Raw genomic sequence first — 20,394 nt, 5'->3', positions numbered from 1 at the left:
AACTATGATGAAACAAAGAATAGTATTACTGTGTCTTCTTTTAATAGGAGTTATTGGGAATGCCCAGAAAATGCCGGTTTCCTATGATTTTGGCGAAAAATTCAGTGATAGATACCGTTATTCTAATTTAATGACCATTGCAGATGATGGCGAAGGGGGATATCTGTTGGTTAGGGCCTACTATCAAGGGATTATTTTAAAACCAAAAGGATACCTAATTGAGCGCTATAATAGTAACCTGGAACTGGTTTCCGAGTTTAATTACAAGCTTAAAGGGTTGGATTTTGTTGATGGATTTCTTAAAAATGGTCAATTAAACCTTTTGTTTCTTAACTATAACTATGAACGTGGCCAATATGAATATACGGTGCACAAAAGCCCTATAATCGATTTTAATTTTAAGCCACAAAAACTACTTTCCATAGCATCGGAGCAAGTACAGAATCCAGTAGGGAAAAACTATTATAATCGTAATTTCTCTAAAGGATTTTCAACTGCCATTCTTTTTAATCAGGAGAAAACAGGCTTTGTAATTAGTACCCATCACAAGAAAGGAAAGGTTAACAAACATATTATCCATCTCTATGATACTTCACTGAACAAAAGGTTTGAGCATGATTTTTCATATGAAATTGAAGAAAAAAACTATGCTTTTGAAAACTTAGCGATAACTTCAGACTTAGAGACGGCATACATTGTTGGAAAGGCTTACTTTAAAAAGAAGCGTTTTCGTGTTGATGAGCGTAAATTCCAATATGAATTGATTAAGGTTTCTAAAAATGGAAGCCAAACACAATCGTTTGATGACCCAGGAAAGTATTCGGAAGGGTTGTTTCCTATAGTTTTGAATGACAGACTGGTCTGTACGGGGTTTTATGCGGACAGAAAGGATAACCGATACAATGGTATTGCCTATTTTGATATGAATCCCATCTCTTTGAGCATCAACTCCAAAAAATACAATCCATTTTCCCAACAGTTTATGGAAGATAAGTTTGGTAGAGATGAAGAAAAAGTAATAAAGAATTTAGTCTTTAAAAGTGTTGAAGTGACTAAGGAAGGAGAAATCTTTTTCAATGCGGAAGAGTATTTCGTAACCAACAGCATGGAAGTTACCGGTGCTGGTCAACGTATTAGACTTGAGCGTTTTCACCATAATGACATTGTAAGTGCTAAACTAAACACCAATGGAGATTTAGCTTGGGCCAGAAACATAAACAAAGCCGAGGTAACCCAAGGCGATGGTGCATATGCCTCTTATAGTTCTTATTGTAAAGACGGAAAGACCTATTTCTTTATATGTACAGCCTCAGAAAACCCACAGCTGATTAACAACGAACGTCTTATTTTTAAGCAGGGTTTGAGCAGAAACCGTAATGTATTTATGATTTCTTTGGATGAAAATGGTGTTATGGACTATGAGAAAATAATTGATAACCAAGAAGCTAGATTACCATTAATGGTGTCTAAACCACTTAAGGCTATTGATTCTAACAATATGCTCTTCTATGCAAAAAGAGGAAGCAAAAAGCAATTGGTCAAAGTATCTTTTCTTTAGAAATTTAAGCAACGTTTCGTGTTTTAATGCCTCTTAGGTTTAAATGCGATTTTATGAAATCATTCCCTTTTGTTTCTATAATAGCCGTTTTAGTCTTATGCTTAAGTTGTGGTTGTAATGATGATTCAGGAGTTTCTAGTAATCAAAGTATAGTTGGAGAGTGGCAAATTGTGGCCATTCATAACTCTAGCCCATCAGGGCCAACCTTAGGCCCAAATTCTGGAGAGGTCATATCAATCATTTTTTCAAAAGATGAAAAATTCGCAGGAACTACTTCCGCGAATACTTTTGGAGGAGAATATTCAGCATCCGAAAACAAACTTTTAATCAAAGAAATGTTTACTACTGAGGTAGCAGACACCAATTTTGGTAGAGCTTTCTATGAAACCTTTAATGAAAGCAGAAATTCCGAAACAGGTTTTTCAGAATTTGAAATGGCTGTTCAGGATGAGAACATGCTGAATTTGGAATTCAAGGACTTCAAGTTTATAAGCTTGCAAAAAAAGTAATCTTAACAATTGATGATGGATTATTTCCATAAATTTGGAATAAATCCAATAAATTGAATGATCAAGAATTCCTCAAAGGACGTGGTGCCCAAAAAAATACATCCAATAGATTTCTTCAGCATGTGTATGAAATGCGAGAGGATTTTTTGGAATTCTGTAGGCTAGAAGGTGAAGAAGCAGAAAATAACAAGACCGAGTACATCCCTATTTTTCCTAAGACCATTGTAAACAAAGTGGACAGTCCAGATGTTGGTATGATGTATTCCATGAATCCCTATCAGGGTTGTGAGCATGGTTGTATTTATTGTTATGCAAGGAATGCACATGAATATTGGGGATATAGTGCTGGGTTAGATTTTGAACGTAAAATCTTGATTAAAAAATCAGCTCCTGAATTGCTTGAAGCCAAGATCAAGCACAAAAATTGGAAAGCGCAGACGATTGTCATGTCTGGCAATACAGATTGCTATCAGCCAGCAGAAAAAAAGTTTGAAATCACTAGAAAGTGCTTGGAGGTCTTTTTAAAATACCGGCACCCCGTTGGCATTATCACCAAGAATGCACTTATTCTTAGGGATTTAGATGTTTTAAAGGAGCTAAACGAATATCAATTGGTAGGTGTAAATGTTTCTGTGACCTCGCTTTCAGAAAAAACAAGGAGGAAATTGGAGCCAAGGACGGCGTCCATTCAAAAGAGGTTAAAAACCATAAAAGTATTATCAGAAAATAAGATTCCCGTTAATGTAATGTTGGCGCCAATGATACCGGGAATCAATAGCCATGAGCTCTTAAAATTGGCCAAAGCGGCTTCAGATAATGGAGCATTGTCATTTGCTATTACCATAGTTCGCTTGAATGGGGCCATTGGACAGCTTTTTACAGATTGGATTAAAAAAGCAATGCCAGATAGAGCTGAAAAAGTATTGCATTTAATTCAAGATTGCCATGGAGGCTCACTTAACGACAGTCGATTTGGACTTAGAAACAGAGGCGAGGGAAAGATAGCCGAACAAATTCATGATATGGCCAGACTTGCAAGACTTCGGTATTTTAAGGGGAAGAACTTTCCAAAACTCAATAAAGATTTACATGAACAGTATAAAGATGGTCAAATGAAATTATTTTAAATAAATTTATAAAGATTGTCCAATCCATACTTTCATCTTCGTCATTAGAGCGTAAGCAAAGTATAAATCAGTTTGTCATGGACGAACATAAAACTAAAAACAATGAGCAATTTTTTGTATTTATTCCGTGGAGGAGACGAAAACTTCAACCAATTATCTCAAGAAGAGAAACAAGCGCATATGCAGGTTTGGGGCCAATGGATGGGTGGTTTAAAAGAAAAAGGCCAACTATTGGATGGACTCCCCTTGGGAGTGGATGGAAAAGTGGTGCATAACAGAGGTGAATTAATAACCAATGGTCCATTTGCCGAAGGCGCGGAAGTGGTTGGCGGTTATTTGATTGTATCTGCAAAAGATATGGACGAAGCTGTAGAGATTTCAAAAGAATGTCCCATTTTTGATTACGAAGGAAGCAATGTTGAGGTGCGGGAAATTATGTCTATGGATGGTCATTAAACTAATGTCATGAGCAATTTTTTATATCTGTTCAGGGGCGGGTATGGTGACTACAACAAGTTATCCCAAGAAGAAAAAGATAGTTTAACCAAGGATTGGAAAAAATGGTTAGAACAGCTAAAAGAAGAGGGCAAGCTTATAGAAGGGCTTCCGCTTTCCCAAGAAGGCAAGGTAGTACATAAAAAGGGTGACTTGGTCACTAATGGACCCTTTGCAGAAGGCGTGGAGGTAATTGGAGGTTATACCATTGTTTCCGCTAAGGATATGAACGAAGCCTTGGAAATATCAAAAGGGAATCCGCACTTTGGTTTCGATGGCAGTATTTTGGAAATAAGGGAAATTGTACCAATGAACATTCAGTAACCCCCTAAAAACAATGAAGGAGAGCCTGATGGATATCAGGCTTTTTTTTGGTTTAACTATGATTGAGAACAACCTGACCAACACCATTGACCATCTTTTCCGAAATGAATATGGAAAGGTGGTGGCCGTATTGACCAATAAATTTGGGATTTCCCATTTGGAACAAATTGAGGATGTGGCCCAGGACACTTTTTTAAAGGCGATGCAAGTTTGGGGATATAAGTCAGTACCAGATAATCCAACAGCTTGGCTGTATCGTGTTGCCAACAATGCGCTTATAGATGTACTACGACGGGGCAAGAAAATGGACTTTCTCGACGACAAACATCTGAACAATAACGGAGAAGTTTCTCCAGAAAGGGAAGTTTCTTTGGATGATACCATATCTGACAGCCAGTTAAAAATGATATTTGCCTGCTGTCATCCTTCTCTATCTGAGGAATATCAGGTTATATTGAGTCTTAAGCTCATAGGCGGTTTTAGTAACAAAGAATTAGCAGAGGCCTTACTAAAAAAGGAAGAAACTGTAGCCAAATCTTTTACCAGGGCAAAAAAGAAGTTTAGAGATGAAGTTCAGTTTTTACAGATTCCTGTACAAATGGGGTTGCAGTCTCGATTGTTCAAAGTCCTTCGGATCATTTACTTGCTATTTACGGAAGGGTATGCCGCAACTACTGGGTCTAGTGTTCTTAAAAGGGACATTTGTTATGAAGCCTTACGTTTGGCGCTGTTATTAAAAGAGAACCAATATTGTAAACACCCTAATTTAACGGCCTTAATAGCCTTAATGTGTTTTCATGCTTCACGCTTTGATGCCCGTTTAAATGAGCAAGGAGAGTTAGTTACTTTAGAACATCAGGATAGATCCAAATACAACCAAGAACTTGTTAGAATAGGAATTCGTCATTTAGAGAGTTCCGGAACAGAGGATAAATTGCCCTCTAATTATCATTTAGAAGCCGCTCGATCATATTACCATTGTGTTGCCAAGACATTTCAAAAAACAGATTGGAAAAGTATATTGGAACTCTACGATATACAGTTAAAGAGACAATACTCGCCCATGCTGGCTTTGAACCAAATTATCCCTTATGCCAAAGTGCACGGTGCAGCAGAAGGAATCAAAGGACTAAGAACACTGCAGAAGAAAACAGATTTTAGCAGCTCTGGACTTTTCTTTGCAATTAAGGCGGAGCTTTTGATGGAAGCTGACAATCAGGATGAGTATGAAGCCGCTCTTAAAAAGGCGATTGAGCTAACCAAAAATGAATTGGTGAGAAAACATTTAAAGAAGAAATTACCAGGAATCTAGATCAATTCTGGTAAAACGCTTCTTTTATAAGATCCTTGTTCAAGAAGGCCCCGGCGTTTGCACCGGTGGCAACGGCATTGGCAACAGATCGCATCCAAATAGTGCTGTCCCCGCAAGCATAAATACCATCAACAGAGGTCCTTTGAAAAGAATCAATTTGTAGTAGCCCATCGTCCGTGAGCTCGCACCCCAGTTTTGTTGGAATATCCGAATTTTGAACGAACGGTACCCGGGCGTAAATGGCTTTTAAGCTCATTTCACATTCATCTTTAAATACAATATGTTCCAGTCTACCGTTTAGATGTTCAAATCGGTCTATTTCTCCCTCGTAAATTTCAATGTCCCTTTTTTGCAATAAGCTGGTTTGCTCATTGGTCAATGTGGATTTGCCATTGGTAAACAAGGTCAGACTTTTTGTCCAATTGTGGATCAGTTGTGAAAACTCAAAACCATAATCCCCATTTCCAAGAATTGCGGTTTTTTCATTTCGTACTTCATAACCATGACAGTAAGGACAGTGAATGACGGAAATGCCCCAACATTCAGCGAATCCATCAATATCTGGCATAATGTCCCTGACCCCAGTGGCAAAAATCAACTTTTTTGCGACAAAAGTTTTGTTTTCATGGGTAGTAATTGCGAATCCATGGGCGGTTTTAACACCTTCCACGGCTAGGCCTTGATAAAGCTCAACGGTTTTATAGTTTGCAATTTGCTCGCGGCCAACAGTGGCTATTTCTTTGGGAGTTTTTCCGTCTTGGGTAAGAAAGTTATGCGAATGTGGTGTTTGGCGATTGCATGGTTTTCCGCTATCAATGACGAGAACCTTTCGCAGGGATCTTCCCAGGGCCAATGCAGCAGATAGTCCCGCATAACTTCCTCCAATAATTATGATTTCAAATTGGTTTGTATCTTTCATGATGATTGTTTTGACTAAAAATTGTATTCCAAAATATTTGGCGAAGATAAAGAGAATTTATATTATTGCAACAATGTCGCATTAAAAAATGAAAAGAAGACAAACCCACTCCACACAAGAAATTCTCGAACTGCTCAAAGCAGAGAACCAAGCGATGAACCATGAAATGATTCAGTCAAAACTGGATTCCCAGGTGAACAGGGCAACCATTTACAGGGTATTGAACCGCTTTTGTGAGGATGGTATTGTGCACAAAATAATAGGGGACGATGGCAAGCAGTACTTTGCCTTTTGTCTTAACTGTACCCAAAAAAAACACAACCATAACCACTTCCATTTTAGATGTATCCAATGTGGAAAAGTAGAATGTCTTGAAAAAGAAGCGTCCATCAGTTTGCCTGAAGGGTATGTATTGGAAAATTTTAATGGATTGATATCCGGTACGTGTAACGACTGTACATAAGTATTATGACCACGGTTGGTTTAAAGAAGTTAGAACTCTTCAAAAATGTTTACTCCAGATTGACCTTCTCTAGAGGCCCATTCAAAATGTTCCGTTAACCTAATTTTGCCATTGGTTTTTACACTTATTTCAGATTTGGAAATACCATTGTCCAATTCACCATCTGTTTGTAACTGGCAATAGCTAAACTGTAAAATGTCTCCTTGAATTTTGCCCACCAGAAATCCTTGAGCGATCTGCCCGCCAGAATAATTAGCTTCAACCATATTTCCCGATTGTCTAAAATTAAATATCGTTTCCTCATTGACCACACCATTTTCTGAGGTTTGGACTACGTTCATGCGCAGGTTGTTTAAGTTTTTCATAGATAAAAAATCACGATCAAATGTAACCAATACAAATTTTTTGGTTCTTCAAGATAAATACATCGCTTAAAAATGAAGCAACAAACTCAAACCAAAATACTGGGATTAACGCTTATTATGTTGACTCTTTCAATGCAAGCTCAGCTAAAGGAAAGAATAAAATCGCATACAGCATATCTTTCTTCTGATGAATTGGAAGGAAGGGGCCAAGGAAGTAAAGGAATTGAACTCGCCGCTGCATATATAGCAAAACAGTTTAAAAACAATGGCCTTAAACCGCATAATGGAAATTCGTTTTATCAAAAATTTTCTGTTCCAGAATCAATAGGATTGGAGACTAATATAATTGGATATTTAGATGCGGCAGAACCAAGCGATAAGTCCATTGTTTTTACCGCCCACTATGATGCCTATGGTATCAGAAAAGAACCTGGTCAACAGGATTCCATTTATAATGGCGCTAGGGATAATGCCGTGGGAGTTTCAGCACTAATTGAATTGGCCAGAACTTTTGCTAATGAAAAAACTCCAAGACATAATATCGTATTTGTTGCAACCGCAGCAGAAGAATTTGGGAGACATGGCAGCAAATATTATGTGAACAACCCTTTGCTCCCCAGTAATGAGATTATTATTTGCCTAAATATTGATGGATTGAACGTTTCTGGTATTCGAACAGACTATTTTATTCTGCCAAGACAGGGAATTGACTTCATTGATAAGGTCGAGTCAATTTTAAGACCTTCAGGATGGCATTACAATAGTCCCAATTGGGTAGATGGTCTAAACAAGAATTTTGATACAGCATCATTCCTAAGCAATGGAATTCCCGCGGTGAGCATTTGGGTAGGTGATCGTTTAAAAGATGGTTCTTTTGCCAAACCATTGCCATTTGGCCCCATCCATACTACAGAAGATGAAATCAATAAATATTGGAATTGGAACGGGGTTGAAGAGCATCTACAATTGTATAAAACCATAGCAGACTATTTTCTTGAAAATCCAAATGGAATTAGGGTGACCAATCCTAAATTATTTACTGAGGATTGATTACCCTAAACTTCACAATCTATTTGTAAAGGAAAAGTGGGTCAAGTAAGTTCCCAGCCTTTGCGGTACTCTCTAGAGACCCATTCGTTGGCTTTATCGTAATTGGTGATTTTCATATTTTCCCCATCCCATAACAACTTTCTTCTTCCAGGGTAGTCATAAGGAGCCCAGTCGCCAACTTTTTTCCCTTCCTGTAGGACTTTGTATTGATAAGCTTTTACAGCTAGATTACCCATAAGAACGGTTTCCGTCAATGGTCCTGATTTTGCAAAATCTGAAGAGGTAGCAGCTCCATTCATACAACCATCAACAAAATTGGCAATATGACCATCCATACTACCAGGCACTCTTGGGTACTTGGCTTGAGGAGATTTGTATAGACTCATCATTTCTGATGGTAACAAACGGGCATTTCTAGAATACGTATCGCATACCAAAGTTCCCTTATCACCATACATAACCGTTCCACCACCACCATCGCCAATGGTCTCGTCATCTTTCAACTCATCTGGAAGGTCAGGTTTTAATCCACCATCATACCAGTTCAATGCAATATCACCATGATGTTCATGTTCAAATTTCAAGTGTATTTTAGAAGAAGGCGGACATGAAGGGCTATAATCAGCTTCTACAAAATCGCCAACCCAAACAGAAGTACAACTAGCTTCCGCTTCTTTAGGATAACCTAAATTCAACACACTAAATGGCGTTTCCATAATATGACAGCCCATATCGCCTAATGCACCTGTTCCAAAATCCCACCAGCCACGCCATTTAAATGGCAAATACGCAGCATTGTAATCGCGCATTGCTGCTGGTCCTAACCAAAGGTCCCAGTCCAATTCTTTAGGTGTTCTTTGCTTTTCAACAGGTATTGGCACACCTTGTGGCCATACAGGGCGATTGGTCCAACAATCAATCGTATGTATTTTTCCTATAATTCCAGATTCGACCCATTCACGTGCAATACGGCTATCATCACTAGATGCTCCTTGATTTCCCATTTGTGTAACAATACCATTTTCGGCAGCAACTTTGGTCATTAACCTGGCTTCATGAATATTGTGTGTCAACGGTTTTTCAACATATGCATGTTTCTTTTCACGCATAAAAGGAAGTGCAATAGTGGCATGAGTATGATCTGGGGTAGCAACCATCACTGCATCTATATCTTTTAAATGTTTGTCATAAACTTTTCTAAAGTCCTTAAATCGTTTTACATCTGGAAAAAGCTCGTAGGTCTGTTGTGCGCGTCTGTCATCTACATCACAGAACGACACAAATTTTACATGGCCCGTGGCCGCAAGGCCCTGTATAACACCACTGCCTCTTCCGCCAACACCAAAGGCAGATACGTAAAGGGTATCACTAGGGGGTACATGGGTTTTTCCTAAAACATGACTTGGAACAATTGAAAATGCGGCCGAAGCTGCAGCCGCATTTTTAAGGAACTTTCTTCTTTGCATTTTACTTGGATTAGTTGTAGGCTTGAAGATACAAAAAAGCAGTAATTACTTCTTGACTTGACGGTTTTGTTCATTAGATTTTACAGAATTGTTCCAAAAAGTTATAGTATGAGTTTTACCTCTCTACTCTTTCAACCTTTGAGGGATTTTGCACTTACTAAAAATCTTGCGTTAAAATTTCAAAAAAATGCATCTAAAATAATATTGAGAACGTATAACCCTAAGACACTATTTATCTCACAATAATGAAAAAGGGAAATGCTTTATCCAATCCAGTAAATACTTTAAAGAATAACGCTGAAAATATCATTCATAATCCCAAAGCCTTGACCTTAAAAAACAAAATAAGTTCGTTTTTTGATACGGCTGATGCCTGGGGCGTTTTTGTAATGGGAAGTACATTTGTATTAATGCTCGGAGCTGCTTACCTAATGTATATTTTGCAAAGTGATTTTACCCAGTTTAATTTGGAACGTATGAGTTCCAAACTTGGATTGGCCTTTATGATTGTAGCAGGTGGCTTGTTTTTGTTTAAGGCGGTTTTTTTCCTTTATACGCTATACCAATATCTTCGATATAAACCAATTGCATCGGTTGAAGATGATGAGCTACCTACCTGCACTGTAATAGTGCCAGCCTATAATGAAGGAAAGCAGGTTTGGGATACATTAATGAGTTTGGCAGAGAGCGATTTCCCCAAAGAGAAATTACAACTACTTGCTATTGATGATGGTAGTCAAGATGATACTTGGCACTGGATACAAGAGGCAAAGAAAAAGTTAGGGGATTGTTTGACTATTTATAAACAACCCAAAAACATGGGAAAACGCCATGCTTTGTACCTTGGTTTTAACGAGGGAACGGGAGAGATTTTTGTGACAGTAGATAGCGATTCTATTGTAAAAAAGGACACTTTAAGAAATTTGGTCAGTCCTTTCATTACAAATGAACAATGTGGGGCTGTTGCAGGCAATATTCGGGTTTTGAATAATGAGAAGGCCCTGCTGCCTAAAATGTTGGATGTGAGTTTTGTATTGAGTTTTGAGTTCGTTCGTTCGGCGGAAAGTAGTCTTAACTCTGTGCTTTGTACTCCAGGTGCTTTGGCAGCGTATCGGAGCTCTGCTGTTTTTGCTTGTCTTCCAGAATGGATAAATCAAACTTTTATGGGGCAACCCTCGGACATTGGAGAGGATCGCGCAATGACCAATATGATATTGAAGCAAGGGCATCATGTATTGTTCCAAAGAAATGCCTATGCGTACACCAATGTGCCTGAAAAATATCGTAGCTTATACAAGATGTTCATCAGATGGGGCAGAAGTAATGTCCGTGAGAACATAGAAATGTCCAAATATGTCTTCAAGAATTTTAGACAGGAATCCAAGACAGGCACAAGACTTTTATTTTTAAGTCAGTCCTCAAAAATTGTTATGAGCTACCCATTTTTGTTGTTTATGCTATTTTTTATTATAACCCATCCTTTGCTGTTTGTGAGTTCAACACTTTTTAGCATTCTTGTTTTATCCACCTTTCCAGTGATATTCTATGCAAAACGATATGAGTTATCAGAATCCTTCTGGGCTTACTCATATAGTATTTTATACACCTTTGGACTATTTTGGATTACACCTTATGCTATTGCTACAGCAAATAAGAGAGGTTGGCTTACACGTGGTCTGTCAGAGAAAAAGTAAATGCAATATTAAGTTGAATTAACTATTTGTTTTTAAACTTTGAGGATTCCATTCTGAGTAAAACTGGTTCAAAAACCCCAACATGTATTGATGTCTTTCTGCTGCTAACCTTTTTCCTGTAGGGGTATTCATTTTATCCTTGAGCAACAATAACTTTTCGTAAAAATGATTGATAGTTGGAGTATTGGATTTTTTGTATTCCTCTTTGGTCATGTTTAGTTTTGGGGAAATTTCTGGATTGTAAAGTTCCCGGTTTTTAAATCCGCCATAATTAAAGGCACGGGCAATACCAATGGCTCCAATGGCATCTAGTCGGTCAGCATCCTGTACTACTTTTAATTCTGTAGAAGAAAATACCTTTTGGTTTTTTTCTAAACTGTTTTTAAAAGACATGTGTTTGATGATGTTTATTACATGATCAATCGTCCCTTCATTAACTTCTTGGGTGTTTAAAAAATCCATTGCCATTTTTGGTCCCACGCTCTCATCACCATTGTAGAATTTAGGGTCCGCAATATCATGTAAAAGAGCTGCCAGCTGCACGACCAAAACATCTACTTTTTCATGTTCCGATATAAATTTTGTAGTATTAAAGACACGTTCAATATGAAACCAATCATGACCTCCCTCAGCATTTTTAAGTGTTTCTTTTACAAAAGAGATGGTTTTTTGGATAAGTGGTGAGTGATTCATTTAGTATTTTATGCCTTTTGTAACTTGTTTTTCTACCTCTGTAATCAGTGCATCTATATCTCCTGTATTTTCTATTGGCGAATGAACCTCAAATTTAAGATAAGACCCAAGACCCATCGGAAATTTTCCAAAACGCAATATTTTCCATGAGTTGTTTATACTAATGGGCACAATAAGTGCTGATGGTGCTTTTTTTAAAAGTATTTTTAACCCCATGGGTTTAAAAGGTTTGGGATGTCCATTTCTACTTCTTGTACCTTCAGGAAAGATAACCGCAGCACGATTATTTTTCTCAACATAACTGCCTAATCTGGCTATTTCGCTCAAGGCCTGTTTTCCGTCCTTTCTGTCTATTAATGCAGAACCGCCATGTCTTAAATTATAGGATACACTTGGAATACCTTGACCTAATTCTTTTTTGGCAACAAATTTTGGATGGTGTTTTCGCATGTACCAAATAATGGGTGGAATATCATACATGCTTTGGTGATTGGTAACAATAATTAGAGGTCTATCTGTTGGAATATCATGTTTGTTTTCAAATTTGTAGCGTGTACCAAGGACATTAGTGGAACGCATTAAAAACCAATTTAAGATTTCCACACTTTTTTTATGTGCGCTGTACCCCAGAACGTTTAAACAAAACCATTGTATGGGGTGGAAAATGATTAAAGCCAGACCAAAGAATATAAAAAAGAGAATGGTCAATGGATAAGAAAACAACCTTTGCATACTTTACATTCTTTTATAGAGCCAATTTGGTAAAATCTTGACAATTATGGCGATTAATCTCCGTCTTTTTGAGATATAGACCCAATCTTTTTTCTTTTGATAGCTGAAAATATTTGATTGGCTGCTTTCTCGGGTGAAGCTACCCAAAATTGCCCTTTGTCGTATTAACAAATCCAGGGCGAAAATTGGTAACGGCAACACCGATTTTGTAATCGTTTTTGGATAGAAAAGAGCAAGCTCTCGTCCAATACCTGAAGTGGCTCCAATAACAATTGCCTTTCTAGCCATAATTGACAAAAATAAAAAACCACCTCAAAATGAGGTGGTCCAAAGTTCTTTTTTTAATGAAGTATTAGCAGAATTCGTTATATGCTTCCATTAAATTTTCAGCAATCATTTCTGCTGGCCTACCTTCAATATGATGTCTCTCTATCATGTGAACCAATTCGCCATCTTTAAACAATGCCATGCTTGGCGAAGATGGAGGAAAAGGAACCATATGGTTTCTTGCAGTATCAACAGCATCTGTGTCAACCCCTGCAAAAACGGTTGCCAAATGGCTAGGTTTCTTATTGTTTTGCAGGCTTAGTTTAGCTGCAGGCCTGGCATTGGCCGCAGCACAACCACAAACGGAGTTTACAACAACCAGAGTTGTTCCCTCTTGCTTTAGTGCATTTTCAACTGCCTCGCTTGTATATAACTCTTCAAACCCAGCAGAAGCCAGGTCAGCTCTCATAGGTTTTACCAATTCTTCTGGATACATAGTCTTATTTTTTTATTTCGAATTCAAAGATACGATTTTTGTCGTATTTTTTTCATCACCCTTAACACCGTTTAAGGGTTTCTTTCTTGGGCAAAACCCTATATTTGGGCTTTAATATTTTTAAGGATGATTAAGTGGGTAGCTGCATTTCTTGGCTATTTTATATTTAGGTTTCCAGGAGCGGTACTTGGATTTATTGTTGGGAGCTTGTTGGACAATCTTGGCGGCAGTAGCAGTGGCCCTAGAACAGTTTTTCGAGATTTTACCCAACAAACAGTTTCACCTGCAGATTTTGAACTGAACTTACTTTCACTATGTTCAATTGTTATTAAGGCAGATGGACAGGTAAGTCAGCGGGAGTTGGATTATGTGCGACAGTATTTTTTGAGTACATATGGCAAGGAAAAGGCCAATGCTATTTTTCGAACCTTTAACGATGTAATCAAAAAAAGAGAAATCTCTGCACAGCGAATCTGCTCCTTTTTGGTACAACGCACTAGATATGAGGTAAGATTGCAATTGTTGCATTTTCTTTTTGGAATTGCACAAGCTGATGGACAAGTGAGTAAGGCCGAAGTTGGTAAACTAAGAGAGCTAGCAGGGTATTTAAGAGTTGGCCAACATGATTTTGAAAGTATCATGGCCATGTTTATTAAATCTGCGGATAACGCATATAAAATTTTGGAGATTGAAAGAAGCGCAACAGATGATCAGTTAAAAAAGGCCTATAGGACGATGGCAAAGAAGTATCATCCAGATAGGGTTGTAACTGAGAACGAGGCTATTAAAAAGGGTGCTGAAGAAAAATTTAAGGAAGTACAAAAGGCTTACGAGACTATTCAGAAAGAACGAGGGATTTCATAATATAGAATTATGCAAGAATTTTGGTTTTATATAAAATTGGGATTAGATCATGTACTAGATTTTGGAGCTTACGACCATATATTATTTTTGTCTGCTCTGGCTATTCCCTTTACGTTTAAGAGCTGGAAAAGAGTAATTGTCTTGGCAACAATCTTCACAATTGCCCATTGTACTTCATTGGCGCTGTCTGCCTTTGATGTTTTTACGGTGGATGTAGGGTTAATAGAATTCCTTATTCCTGTAACCATCATATTAACAGGTTTGTTCAATTTAATTTATGTGTACAAGGATGCTAAGAATGTGGGAATGTATCTGCACACCTTGGCAACTGCTTTTTTTGGCCTAATACATGGTTTTGGGTTTTCAAACTATTTTAAAATGCTAATGGCGGAAGAGGAAGATAGGGTAACGCCGTTGTTGGGTTTTGCAACAGGGATTGAGTTTTCACAAGTTGCTATAATCCTTGCCATTCTTGGCATTGCCTTTTTGATCCAGGAAGTGATAAAGGTGAAAAGGACGTATTTTATTGCCATAGCGTCCATTTTAATCATTTGCATTACAATACCATTACTCATTGCTACGTTTCCCAAGTAGGGCCTTCGTTAAATTTAATCGAATAAGGTTGTAAGGGTCTTGCAAAGCGGGTATATTTATTTAAATATCGGGTTATTTCCGAAGTATGAAGGAGAGTAAACAAGAAAAGTACGACAAGGCCTATTTAAGAATGGCAAAAGAATGGGGGAAGCTTTCCTATTGTCATAGAAAACAAGTAGGAGCAATTGTTGTAAAAGATAGGATGATCATATCTGATGGTTATAATGGAACCCCAACCGGTTTTGAAAATGTATGTGAGGATGAAGAAGGGTATACCAAGTGGTATGTGTTGCATGCAGAGGCCAATGCCATATCAAAAGTAGCCTCATCAACACAATCCTGTGAAGGCGCCACATTATACATTACATTATCTCCATGCAGAGAGTGCAGTAAGTTGATACATCAATCTGGTATAAAACGTGTTGTATATCAAACCGCTTACAAAGACGATTCTGGATTAAAATTTTTGGATCGCGCTGGAGTAATTACCCATCACTTGCCTATTCTGGAGGAAATGGTATAACCCACCATTTAAATTATGAAGAAAAAATATAGTTACATATTACCTACCCTACTCGCTCTTGCAGTGGCTGTCGGAATTTTTATAGGAGGAAAACTTCATTTTGATGATACCCCTGAAAAATTGTTCTCTACCAATTCAAAAAAGGACAAGCTGAACAGGTTGATTGATTATATTGATTACGAATATGTTGATGAAATAAATACAGATAGTATTGTAGACGTTACTGTAAACAATATTTTGGGGAAATTAGACCCGCATTCCGTTTACATTCCAAAAAGTGAAATGAGGGAAGTGTCTGAAAGTATGAAAGGAGATTTTGTAGGTATAGGCGTTAGCTTTTATATGTACAAAGACACAATCACGGTTATTAGGACAATTAAGAACGGCCCAAGTTATATGAGTGGAATCAAACCTGGAGACCGAATATTGATTGCTGATAACGATACTCTTTTTGGGAGAAGAACTTCAAACAATGTGGTTGTTTCCAAACTTAAAGGAAAAATAGGGACTAAGGTAGATTTAAAGGTGTTCCGAAAATCTACAAACAGAACTTTGAACGTTACAGTAACCAGAGACAGGGTTCCCATTAAAAGTGTAGATGCGTACTATATGCTTTCCAGAGACATGGGATACATTAAAATCAACCGTTTTGCAGAATCCACTTTTGGGGAATTTAAAGATGCACTTAGAAAACTCAAGTTACGAGGAGCAGAAAAATTGGTGCTAGATTTAAGGGATAATCCAGGGGGCTATCTTGGTATTGCAGAAAAATTGGCCGATGAGTTTTTGGAAGATGATAAGCTTATTCTCTACACCAAGAATAAAAAAGGTAGAATAAAGAAAGCTTTTGCTACCAAAAAAGGTGATTTTGAAGATAAGCCGGTTTATGTTTTAATCAACGAACGTTCAGCTTCAGCAAGTGAAATCATTGCGGGAGCATTACAAGATAATGACGTAGGTACTATTGTTGGAAGACGTTCTTTTGGCAAAGGACTTGTTCAAAGAGAAATGGATCTAGGAGATGGCTCTGCTGTTCGTCTTACCGTTTCAAGATATTACACTCCTACAGGGCGATCCATTCAAAAGTCTTATAAGAAAGGGCACAAAGACTACTACCAAACATTTATGGAACGGTACAGTAGCGGAGAATTAATTTCTGTTGACAGCATAAAAGTTGCAGACTCTTTAAAATTTAAAACTCCAAAAGGAAAGATTGTATACGGCGGCGGCGGAATTATTCCAGATGTTTTTGTTCCCATTGGCAGTAACGAAGAAGAAGCCATTGAGAGTATGGACGATACGTACGAATTCTTTTCAAGATTTATTTTTGAACACTTGGAAAAAGACCGTACCCGTTATTCGGACTTCACAAAAAATGAGTTTTTAGATGAGTATAAAATTGATGATATACTTTTTGATGAATTCATTCAATTTGTATTGAACAGAAAAATAAGTCTGGACTTTTATGCCTATGAAGAAAAAATAAAGGCATACTTAAAGGCAAACATTGCGGAGCAATTATTTTCTCCCAATTTGTCAGCTCAAATTAAAGGAACCCATGATGCAATGCTGGAAAAAGTCAAGGTACTAGATGCTGCAATTTTTGACCAATCTGAAGTAGGGTCACTTAAACTACAAGATTAATCCTCCTTAAGTTTTTTGTCGATTTTTTTTGATGTCATAAAAATCAAAAGAAGAACTACTGCACACAAGGAAGCTATAATGCCTATCAATGCAATAGTGCTATCACCTTGAAAAGGGTTTTTAAAATCCACCAAAGTGACATTATATGCGATTAACCCTAAGGCCAAAAAAATTAAAACGATACTAAATGTCTTGTTCATAAGTAAGAAACATGATGTTAGTTGCCCAGCATCTGATTAACATTTGTGGCAAAAAGCTTTACGGCGATTGCCAAAAGGATTACCCCAAAAACTTTACGAATAACGCTAAGTCCATTCTTGCCCAAAACCCGTTCTATTTTGGCACTGGACTTAAGGACTATATATACAAAGATAATATTTACTACAATGGCTACTATAATGTTTTCAACATGATATTCTGCCCGTAAAGCTAAAATAGAAGTCAATGTTCCAGCTCCGGCAATAAGCGGAAAAGCAATAGGCACAACAGAAGCACTTTCTGGTTCATCATCTTTAAAGAGAGTAATGCCCAAAACCATTTCCAAGGCCAAAAAGAAAATGACAAATGCGCCGGCCACGGCAAAAGAGTTCACATCTATTCCAATTAAGCCCAGAATACTTTCGCCCACAAAAAGGAAGGCCACCATAATACAAGCAGCTACAATGGAAGCTTTTTCGGACTGAATATGGCCTACCTTGCTTCTTAACGATATAATAATGGGAACACTGCCCAAAATATCAATAACGGCAAAAAGAATCATGCTTGCGGTTACTATTTCCTTTATGTTGAAGTTCATCGTACTGTGAATATATTTGCAAATTTACGTGTAAAAAGCGTTTTTGGATCTCATATAAATGTATAGAAAATATCAATTTTTAGGTTTTAAATTACCTTTGCCCAAAAAGCAAAGAGTAATATGTTCCAAATAGGAAAAACCATTGTTTCTGAAGAGATCATAAGTAACGATTTTGTTTGCAATTTAAATGCTTGTAAAGGAGCTTGTTGCGTAGATGGACAATACGGTGCCCCTTTAGAAGATTCTGAAACAGAAGTGCTAGTGGACATTTTTAAAGATGTTAAGTCTTATCTGCGCGCAGAGGGCATAGAAGCAATTATGGAACAAGGGGCTTTTGTAAAGGGAGAAGATGGAGAATGGGAAACTCCTTTGGTTAATAAAAGTGAATGTGCATATGTTATTTTTTCAGAGAATGGGATTTCAAAGTGTGGCTTAGAAGAAGCTTACAATGATGGTGCAACAACATGGAAGAAACCAGTTTCATGTCATTTGTATCCTGTTAGAACAAGAGAATATTCAGAATTCACTGCTGTTAACTATCACAAGTGGGAAATTTGCGATCCTGCATGTAGTTTAGGGCAAGAATTGAAGGTTCCTGTGTACAAGTTTGTAAAGGAAGCTTTGATTAGAAAATTTGGGGAAGATTGGTATAGAGAATTGGAGGAAGTGGCGTTGGAAACCGCTAAACGGTAGGAATATCCAATATTACTTTTGTACCTCTTGGGGTGCCGTTTTCGTCAAACAAATCAACAAGATCCACTTCAAAGCTATTTTGGTAATCTTTGGAAAAGTTGGCCAAGCGTTCTTTGGTGATTCGAATACCAACAGACTTCCTTTTTAATACTCTATTTTCCTTATTAGTCTGGGCTACACCTCGCCCAACACCATTGTCCACGATCTCTATGGATACATGGCTCTGATTTTTCTTTTTGACGTTTAGATGAATAATTTTTTCACCTTCTTTAGGTGAAAGACCATGCCAAAGTGAATTTTCCAAAAAGGGTTGTAATGCCAACGAAGGCACTTTTATGCTATCTGGATTGATACTCTTATCCACCGAAATCTTAAAGTCTATTTCATTGGAAAACCGTATGTTTTCAATATTCATGTATAGTTCTACGGTTTCTAATTCCTCTGCTAAAGTGATTTCCTTTACTGAGGAAGCCTCTAATATTTTTCGGATTAACTTAGAAAATTTGTTTAAATAATGTACCGCATTTTTTTGCTCGTTGTTTATAATGTACAGTTTAATCGAGTTCAACGAGTTGAACAAGAAATGAGGATTCATTTGGCTACGGAGCATGCTTTGTTCTAAAGTAAGAACCCTTTTTTCGTTCTTACTTTGATATTGACGATATAGAATATATAGTATGGAAGAAATTAGCCCTACGATTAATGCGCTAACCAATAGGGTAGTCTGATTCTTTCTAAGCCGTAGACGCACAATTTCATTTTCTTTTGCCAGCACAGAAATCTGATTATTCTTTTTGTCCGCTTCATATCGGACAATGATATCGTTCATGTACCTAAAATTGGTAGCACTGGAAATCTCCTCATCGTACTCATCTGCTTTTTTATAATACTCGTAAGCTACCTTATAGTTGCCACGGGTTTCTTCAAAATCAGAAAGCTTCTGATAGGCATACAATATATTACTTGGGATGTTATGGGTTTGTGCCATCTCTAAACCCTCTATAATAAAATTTTGTGCCTTGTCATAATTGCCCAATTCTGTATGTGCCCAACCTGTATTGATAAATACCAATGGGGTAATAAAATAGTCGCCTATGGTCCTTGACGGCTCAAGTAGAGGTTCCAACAGCACCAATGCAGCATATGGCATATCTTGTTTAAGATAAATCTGGGCAAGACTGTTTTTGCAGATAATCTTACCGTAGTCGGAGTTGATTTCTTCATTATAAACAAGCGACTTTCTATAGTTTTCCATCGCACCTTCTAAATCATCTTTCAGTTCCAGACAATTTCCAATATTTTGGTAGTTGATTGCTAAACCTAGCTTATTGCCAAGCTCTTCCTCAAATTTTAAAGCTCTTTTAAACTGAATAATGGCAAGGTCGTATTGCTCCAGGGTTTGGTAGAGGTTGCCGATACAATTTAATGAAACATTAATGTTTCTTTTAATATGGTGGGATGGGTTCTCTACCTCCTCAGCAAGCTCTAGGGCTTTTTGATTATAATCCAAGGCGGTCTTAATTGCATCGGTTCGTCTGTAAACCACGCCTAGCATGTTAAGGGCTCTCACTTTTAGTTCGGTATTGTTGGCTTCTTCGGCTAATTCCAATGCTTTTTCATGAAGATCAACAGCCAACTTGAACTTGGAAATGTTACGGTATTTTGCTCCAATTTGGTCCAGCGCATAGGATTGTCCTTCCAAATAGTTTTCCTTTTCGCACAAATCAGCAAAATATCGTAATAAGGTAGTATCTCTCTTTTCGGATTTCAACTCGGTATCCAAAGAAAGATAGCTCTTGGGGTTCATTTG

The 20,394-nt window shown here is 37.5% G+C and carries 24 protein-coding genes; 14 read left to right on the top strand and 10 right to left on the bottom strand.

Going from position 1 to position 20,394, the window contains the following annotated elements:
* Positions 1-7: 7 nt before the first annotated feature.
* The 6 genes from SJY44_RS01980 to SJY44_RS01955 all read left to right on the top strand — a co-directional run bounded on the left by SJY44_RS01980 (position 8) and on the right by SJY44_RS01955 (position 5,325).
* Entirely contained in the window at positions 8-1,558 is a 1,551-nt protein-coding gene (locus SJY44_RS01980; protein WP_396591058.1) for a hypothetical protein, read from the top strand.
* A 53-nt stretch (positions 1,559-1,611) separates the two neighbouring features.
* On the top strand, positions 1,612-2,067 hold the full coding sequence (locus SJY44_RS01975) for an META domain-containing protein (RefSeq protein WP_396591057.1): 456 nt from the start codon (positions 1,612-1,614) through the stop codon (positions 2,065-2,067).
* A gap of 53 nt (positions 2,068-2,120) precedes the next feature.
* Positions 2,121-3,194: a PA0069 family radical SAM protein gene (locus SJY44_RS01970; RefSeq protein ID WP_396591056.1), complete on the top strand. Its 1,074-nt coding sequence runs from the start codon at positions 2,121-2,123 to the stop codon at positions 3,192-3,194.
* Positions 3,195-3,296: 102 nt separating this feature from the next.
* Positions 3,297-3,650 carry a YciI family protein gene (locus SJY44_RS01965; protein ID WP_396591055.1) on the top strand — a complete coding sequence of 118 codons (354 nt, stop codon included), beginning with the start codon at positions 3,297-3,299 and terminating at the stop codon, positions 3,648-3,650.
* A gap of 9 nt (positions 3,651-3,659) precedes the next feature.
* Positions 3,660-4,013 carry a YciI family protein gene (locus SJY44_RS01960; protein ID WP_298923111.1) on the top strand — a complete coding sequence of 118 codons (354 nt, stop codon included), beginning with the start codon at positions 3,660-3,662 and terminating at the stop codon, positions 4,011-4,013.
* 13 nt (positions 4,014-4,026) lie between these two features.
* Positions 4,027-5,325, top strand: coding sequence for an RNA polymerase sigma factor (locus tag SJY44_RS01955; RefSeq protein ID WP_396591054.1), 1,299 nt, complete (start codon positions 4,027-4,029; stop codon positions 5,323-5,325).
* A 1-nt stretch (position 5,326) separates the two neighbouring features.
* On the opposite strand, the gene SJY44_RS01950 is transcribed toward SJY44_RS01955, so the two are convergent.
* Complete coding sequence (locus tag SJY44_RS01950; protein WP_396591053.1) at positions 5,327-6,244, bottom strand: NAD(P)/FAD-dependent oxidoreductase; 918 nt, start codon at positions 6,242-6,244, stop codon at positions 5,327-5,329.
* A gap of 88 nt (positions 6,245-6,332) precedes the next feature.
* On the opposite strand from SJY44_RS01950, the gene SJY44_RS01945 reads away from it, so the two are divergent.
* The gene (locus SJY44_RS01945; protein WP_396591052.1) at positions 6,333-6,707 is read left to right on the top strand and encodes a Fur family transcriptional regulator; all 375 of its coding nucleotides are present in this window, start codon (positions 6,333-6,335) and stop codon (positions 6,705-6,707) included.
* Between the two features lie 29 nt (positions 6,708-6,736).
* Here the strand turns inward: SJY44_RS01945 and SJY44_RS01940 are convergent, their stop codons facing one another.
* Entirely contained in the window at positions 6,737-7,048 is a 312-nt protein-coding gene (locus tag SJY44_RS01940) for a n-acetylglutamate synthase (protein WP_298923105.1), read from the bottom strand.
* 96 nt (positions 7,049-7,144) lie between these two features.
* Here SJY44_RS01940 and SJY44_RS01935 point away from each other — a divergent pair, with 96 nt between their 5' ends.
* Positions 7,145-8,122 (top strand): M20/M25/M40 family metallo-hydrolase, encoded by a 978-nt coding sequence (locus SJY44_RS01935; RefSeq protein ID WP_396591051.1) that lies wholly within the window; start codon positions 7,145-7,147, stop codon positions 8,120-8,122.
* A 41-nt stretch (positions 8,123-8,163) separates the two neighbouring features.
* Here the strand turns inward: SJY44_RS01935 and SJY44_RS01930 are convergent, their stop codons facing one another.
* A complete protein-coding gene (locus SJY44_RS01930; protein WP_396591050.1) occupies positions 8,164-9,588 on the bottom strand; it encodes a Gfo/Idh/MocA family protein in 1,425 nt (474 codons plus the stop codon).
* Between the two features lie 245 nt (positions 9,589-9,833).
* Here SJY44_RS01930 and SJY44_RS01925 point away from each other — a divergent pair, with 245 nt between their 5' ends.
* Positions 9,834-11,282, top strand: a complete 1,449-nt coding sequence (locus tag SJY44_RS01925) for a glycosyltransferase (protein WP_396591049.1) — start codon at positions 9,834-9,836, stop codon at positions 11,280-11,282.
* A gap of 18 nt (positions 11,283-11,300) precedes the next feature.
* On the opposite strand, the gene SJY44_RS01920 is transcribed toward SJY44_RS01925, so the two are convergent.
* The 4 genes from SJY44_RS01920 to SJY44_RS01905 all read right to left on the bottom strand — a co-directional run bounded on the left by SJY44_RS01920 (position 11,301) and on the right by SJY44_RS01905 (position 13,470).
* The gene (locus tag SJY44_RS01920; RefSeq protein ID WP_396591048.1) at positions 11,301-11,975 is read right to left on the bottom strand and encodes an HD domain-containing protein; all 675 of its coding nucleotides are present in this window, start codon (positions 11,973-11,975) and stop codon (positions 11,301-11,303) included.
* Positions 11,976-12,707 (bottom strand): lysophospholipid acyltransferase family protein, encoded by a 732-nt coding sequence (locus SJY44_RS01915; protein ID WP_396591047.1) that lies wholly within the window; start codon positions 12,705-12,707, stop codon positions 11,976-11,978.
* Between the two features lie 3 nt (positions 12,708-12,710).
* The gene (locus tag SJY44_RS01910) at positions 12,711-12,995 is read right to left on the bottom strand and encodes a hypothetical protein (protein ID WP_396591046.1); all 285 of its coding nucleotides are present in this window, start codon (positions 12,993-12,995) and stop codon (positions 12,711-12,713) included.
* A gap of 64 nt (positions 12,996-13,059) precedes the next feature.
* Positions 13,060-13,470: a BrxA/BrxB family bacilliredoxin gene (locus SJY44_RS01905; protein WP_298923092.1), complete on the bottom strand. Its 411-nt coding sequence runs from the start codon at positions 13,468-13,470 to the stop codon at positions 13,060-13,062.
* A 126-nt stretch (positions 13,471-13,596) separates the two neighbouring features.
* Between SJY44_RS01905 and SJY44_RS01900 the strand changes: the two genes are divergently transcribed.
* The 4 genes from SJY44_RS01900 to SJY44_RS01885 all read left to right on the top strand — a co-directional run bounded on the left by SJY44_RS01900 (position 13,597) and on the right by SJY44_RS01885 (position 17,095).
* Positions 13,597-14,334: a TerB family tellurite resistance protein gene (locus tag SJY44_RS01900; RefSeq protein WP_396591045.1), complete on the top strand. Its 738-nt coding sequence runs from the start codon at positions 13,597-13,599 to the stop codon at positions 14,332-14,334.
* 9 nt (positions 14,335-14,343) lie between these two features.
* A complete protein-coding gene (locus SJY44_RS01895) occupies positions 14,344-14,928 on the top strand; it encodes a HupE/UreJ family protein (RefSeq protein WP_298923090.1) in 585 nt (194 codons plus the stop codon).
* 85 nt (positions 14,929-15,013) lie between these two features.
* Positions 15,014-15,451, top strand: coding sequence for a dCMP deaminase family protein (locus tag SJY44_RS01890; protein ID WP_298923089.1), 438 nt, complete (start codon positions 15,014-15,016; stop codon positions 15,449-15,451).
* 15 nt (positions 15,452-15,466) lie between these two features.
* Positions 15,467-17,095 carry a S41 family peptidase gene (locus tag SJY44_RS01885; RefSeq protein ID WP_298923088.1) on the top strand — a complete coding sequence of 543 codons (1,629 nt, stop codon included), beginning with the start codon at positions 15,467-15,469 and terminating at the stop codon, positions 17,093-17,095.
* Here the strand turns inward: SJY44_RS01885 and SJY44_RS01880 are convergent.
* Both SJY44_RS01880 and SJY44_RS01875 read right to left on the bottom strand, forming a co-directional pair.
* A complete protein-coding gene (locus tag SJY44_RS01880) occupies positions 17,092-17,295 on the bottom strand; it encodes a hypothetical protein (RefSeq protein WP_298923087.1) in 204 nt (67 codons plus the stop codon). The two genes, SJY44_RS01885 and SJY44_RS01880, sit on opposite strands and share 4 nt — an antisense overlap.
* Before the next feature lie 17 nt (positions 17,296-17,312).
* A complete protein-coding gene (locus tag SJY44_RS01875) occupies positions 17,313-17,891 on the bottom strand; it encodes a MarC family protein (RefSeq protein ID WP_396591044.1) in 579 nt (192 codons plus the stop codon).
* A 120-nt stretch (positions 17,892-18,011) separates the two neighbouring features.
* Between SJY44_RS01875 and SJY44_RS01870 the strand changes: the two genes are divergently transcribed.
* Complete coding sequence (locus SJY44_RS01870; protein WP_396591043.1) at positions 18,012-18,584, top strand: DUF3109 family protein; 573 nt, start codon at positions 18,012-18,014, stop codon at positions 18,582-18,584.
* Here the strand turns inward: SJY44_RS01870 and SJY44_RS01865 are convergent.
* The gene (locus SJY44_RS01865) at positions 18,574-20,391 is read right to left on the bottom strand and encodes a tetratricopeptide repeat protein (RefSeq protein ID WP_396591042.1); all 1,818 of its coding nucleotides are present in this window, start codon (positions 20,389-20,391) and stop codon (positions 18,574-18,576) included. The two genes, SJY44_RS01870 and SJY44_RS01865, sit on opposite strands and share 11 nt — an antisense overlap.
* Positions 20,392-20,394 lie beyond the last annotated feature (3 nt).

Source organism: Allomuricauda sp. R78024 (assembly GCF_044596045.1).
Classification (GTDB): domain Bacteria; phylum Bacteroidota; class Bacteroidia; order Flavobacteriales; family Flavobacteriaceae; genus Flagellimonas.
This window is presented reverse-complemented; position numbering and strand designations above follow the sequence as displayed.

Coding starts and splice junctions, on each gene's coding strand:
- SJY44_RS01980 (WP_396591058.1), top strand. CDS start 8: ATGAAACAAAGAATAGTATTACTGTGTCTTCTTTTAATAGGAGTTATT.
- SJY44_RS01975 (WP_396591057.1), top strand. CDS start 1,612: ATGAAATCATTCCCTTTTGTTTCTATAATAGCCGTTTTAGTCTTATGC.
- SJY44_RS01965 (WP_396591055.1), top strand. CDS start 3,297: ATGAGCAATTTTTTGTATTTATTCCGTGGAGGAGACGAAAACTTCAAC.
- SJY44_RS01960 (WP_298923111.1), top strand. CDS start 3,660: ATGAGCAATTTTTTATATCTGTTCAGGGGCGGGTATGGTGACTACAAC.
- SJY44_RS01955 (WP_396591054.1), top strand. CDS start 4,027: ATGAAGGAGAGCCTGATGGATATCAGGCTTTTTTTTGGTTTAACTATG.
- SJY44_RS01950 (WP_396591053.1), bottom strand. CDS start 6,244: ATGAAAGATACAAACCAATTTGAAATCATAATTATTGGAGGAAGTTAT.
- SJY44_RS01945 (WP_396591052.1), top strand. CDS start 6,333: ATGAAAAGAAGACAAACCCACTCCACACAAGAAATTCTCGAACTGCTC.
- SJY44_RS01940 (WP_298923105.1), bottom strand. CDS start 7,048: ATGAACGTAGTCCAAACCTCAGAAAATGGTGTGGTCAATGAGGAAACG.
- SJY44_RS01935 (WP_396591051.1), top strand. CDS start 7,145: ATGAAGCAACAAACTCAAACCAAAATACTGGGATTAACGCTTATTATG.
- SJY44_RS01930 (WP_396591050.1), bottom strand. CDS start 9,588: ATGCAAAGAAGAAAGTTCCTTAAAAATGCGGCTGCAGCTTCGGCCGCA.
- SJY44_RS01925 (WP_396591049.1), top strand. CDS start 9,834: ATGAAAAAGGGAAATGCTTTATCCAATCCAGTAAATACTTTAAAGAAT.
- SJY44_RS01920 (WP_396591048.1), bottom strand. CDS start 11,975: ATGAATCACTCACCACTTATCCAAAAAACCATCTCTTTTGTAAAAGAA.
- SJY44_RS01915 (WP_396591047.1), bottom strand. CDS start 12,707: ATGCAAAGGTTGTTTTCTTATCCATTGACCATTCTCTTTTTTATATTC.
- SJY44_RS01910 (WP_396591046.1), bottom strand. CDS start 12,995: ATGGCTAGAAAGGCAATTGTTATTGGAGCCACTTCAGGTATTGGACGA.
- SJY44_RS01905 (WP_298923092.1), bottom strand. CDS start 13,470: ATGTATCCAGAAGAATTGGTAAAACCTATGAGAGCTGACCTGGCTTCT.
- SJY44_RS01900 (WP_396591045.1), top strand. CDS start 13,597: ATGATTAAGTGGGTAGCTGCATTTCTTGGCTATTTTATATTTAGGTTT.
- SJY44_RS01895 (WP_298923090.1), top strand. CDS start 14,344: ATGCAAGAATTTTGGTTTTATATAAAATTGGGATTAGATCATGTACTA.
- SJY44_RS01890 (WP_298923089.1), top strand. CDS start 15,014: ATGAAGGAGAGTAAACAAGAAAAGTACGACAAGGCCTATTTAAGAATG.
- SJY44_RS01885 (WP_298923088.1), top strand. CDS start 15,467: ATGAAGAAAAAATATAGTTACATATTACCTACCCTACTCGCTCTTGCA.
- SJY44_RS01880 (WP_298923087.1), bottom strand. CDS start 17,295: ATGAACAAGACATTTAGTATCGTTTTAATTTTTTTGGCCTTAGGGTTA.
- SJY44_RS01875 (WP_396591044.1), bottom strand. CDS start 17,891: ATGAACTTCAACATAAAGGAAATAGTAACCGCAAGCATGATTCTTTTT.
- SJY44_RS01870 (WP_396591043.1), top strand. CDS start 18,012: ATGTTCCAAATAGGAAAAACCATTGTTTCTGAAGAGATCATAAGTAAC.
- SJY44_RS01865 (WP_396591042.1), bottom strand. CDS start 20,391: ATGAACCCCAAGAGCTATCTTTCTTTGGATACCGAGTTGAAATCCGAA.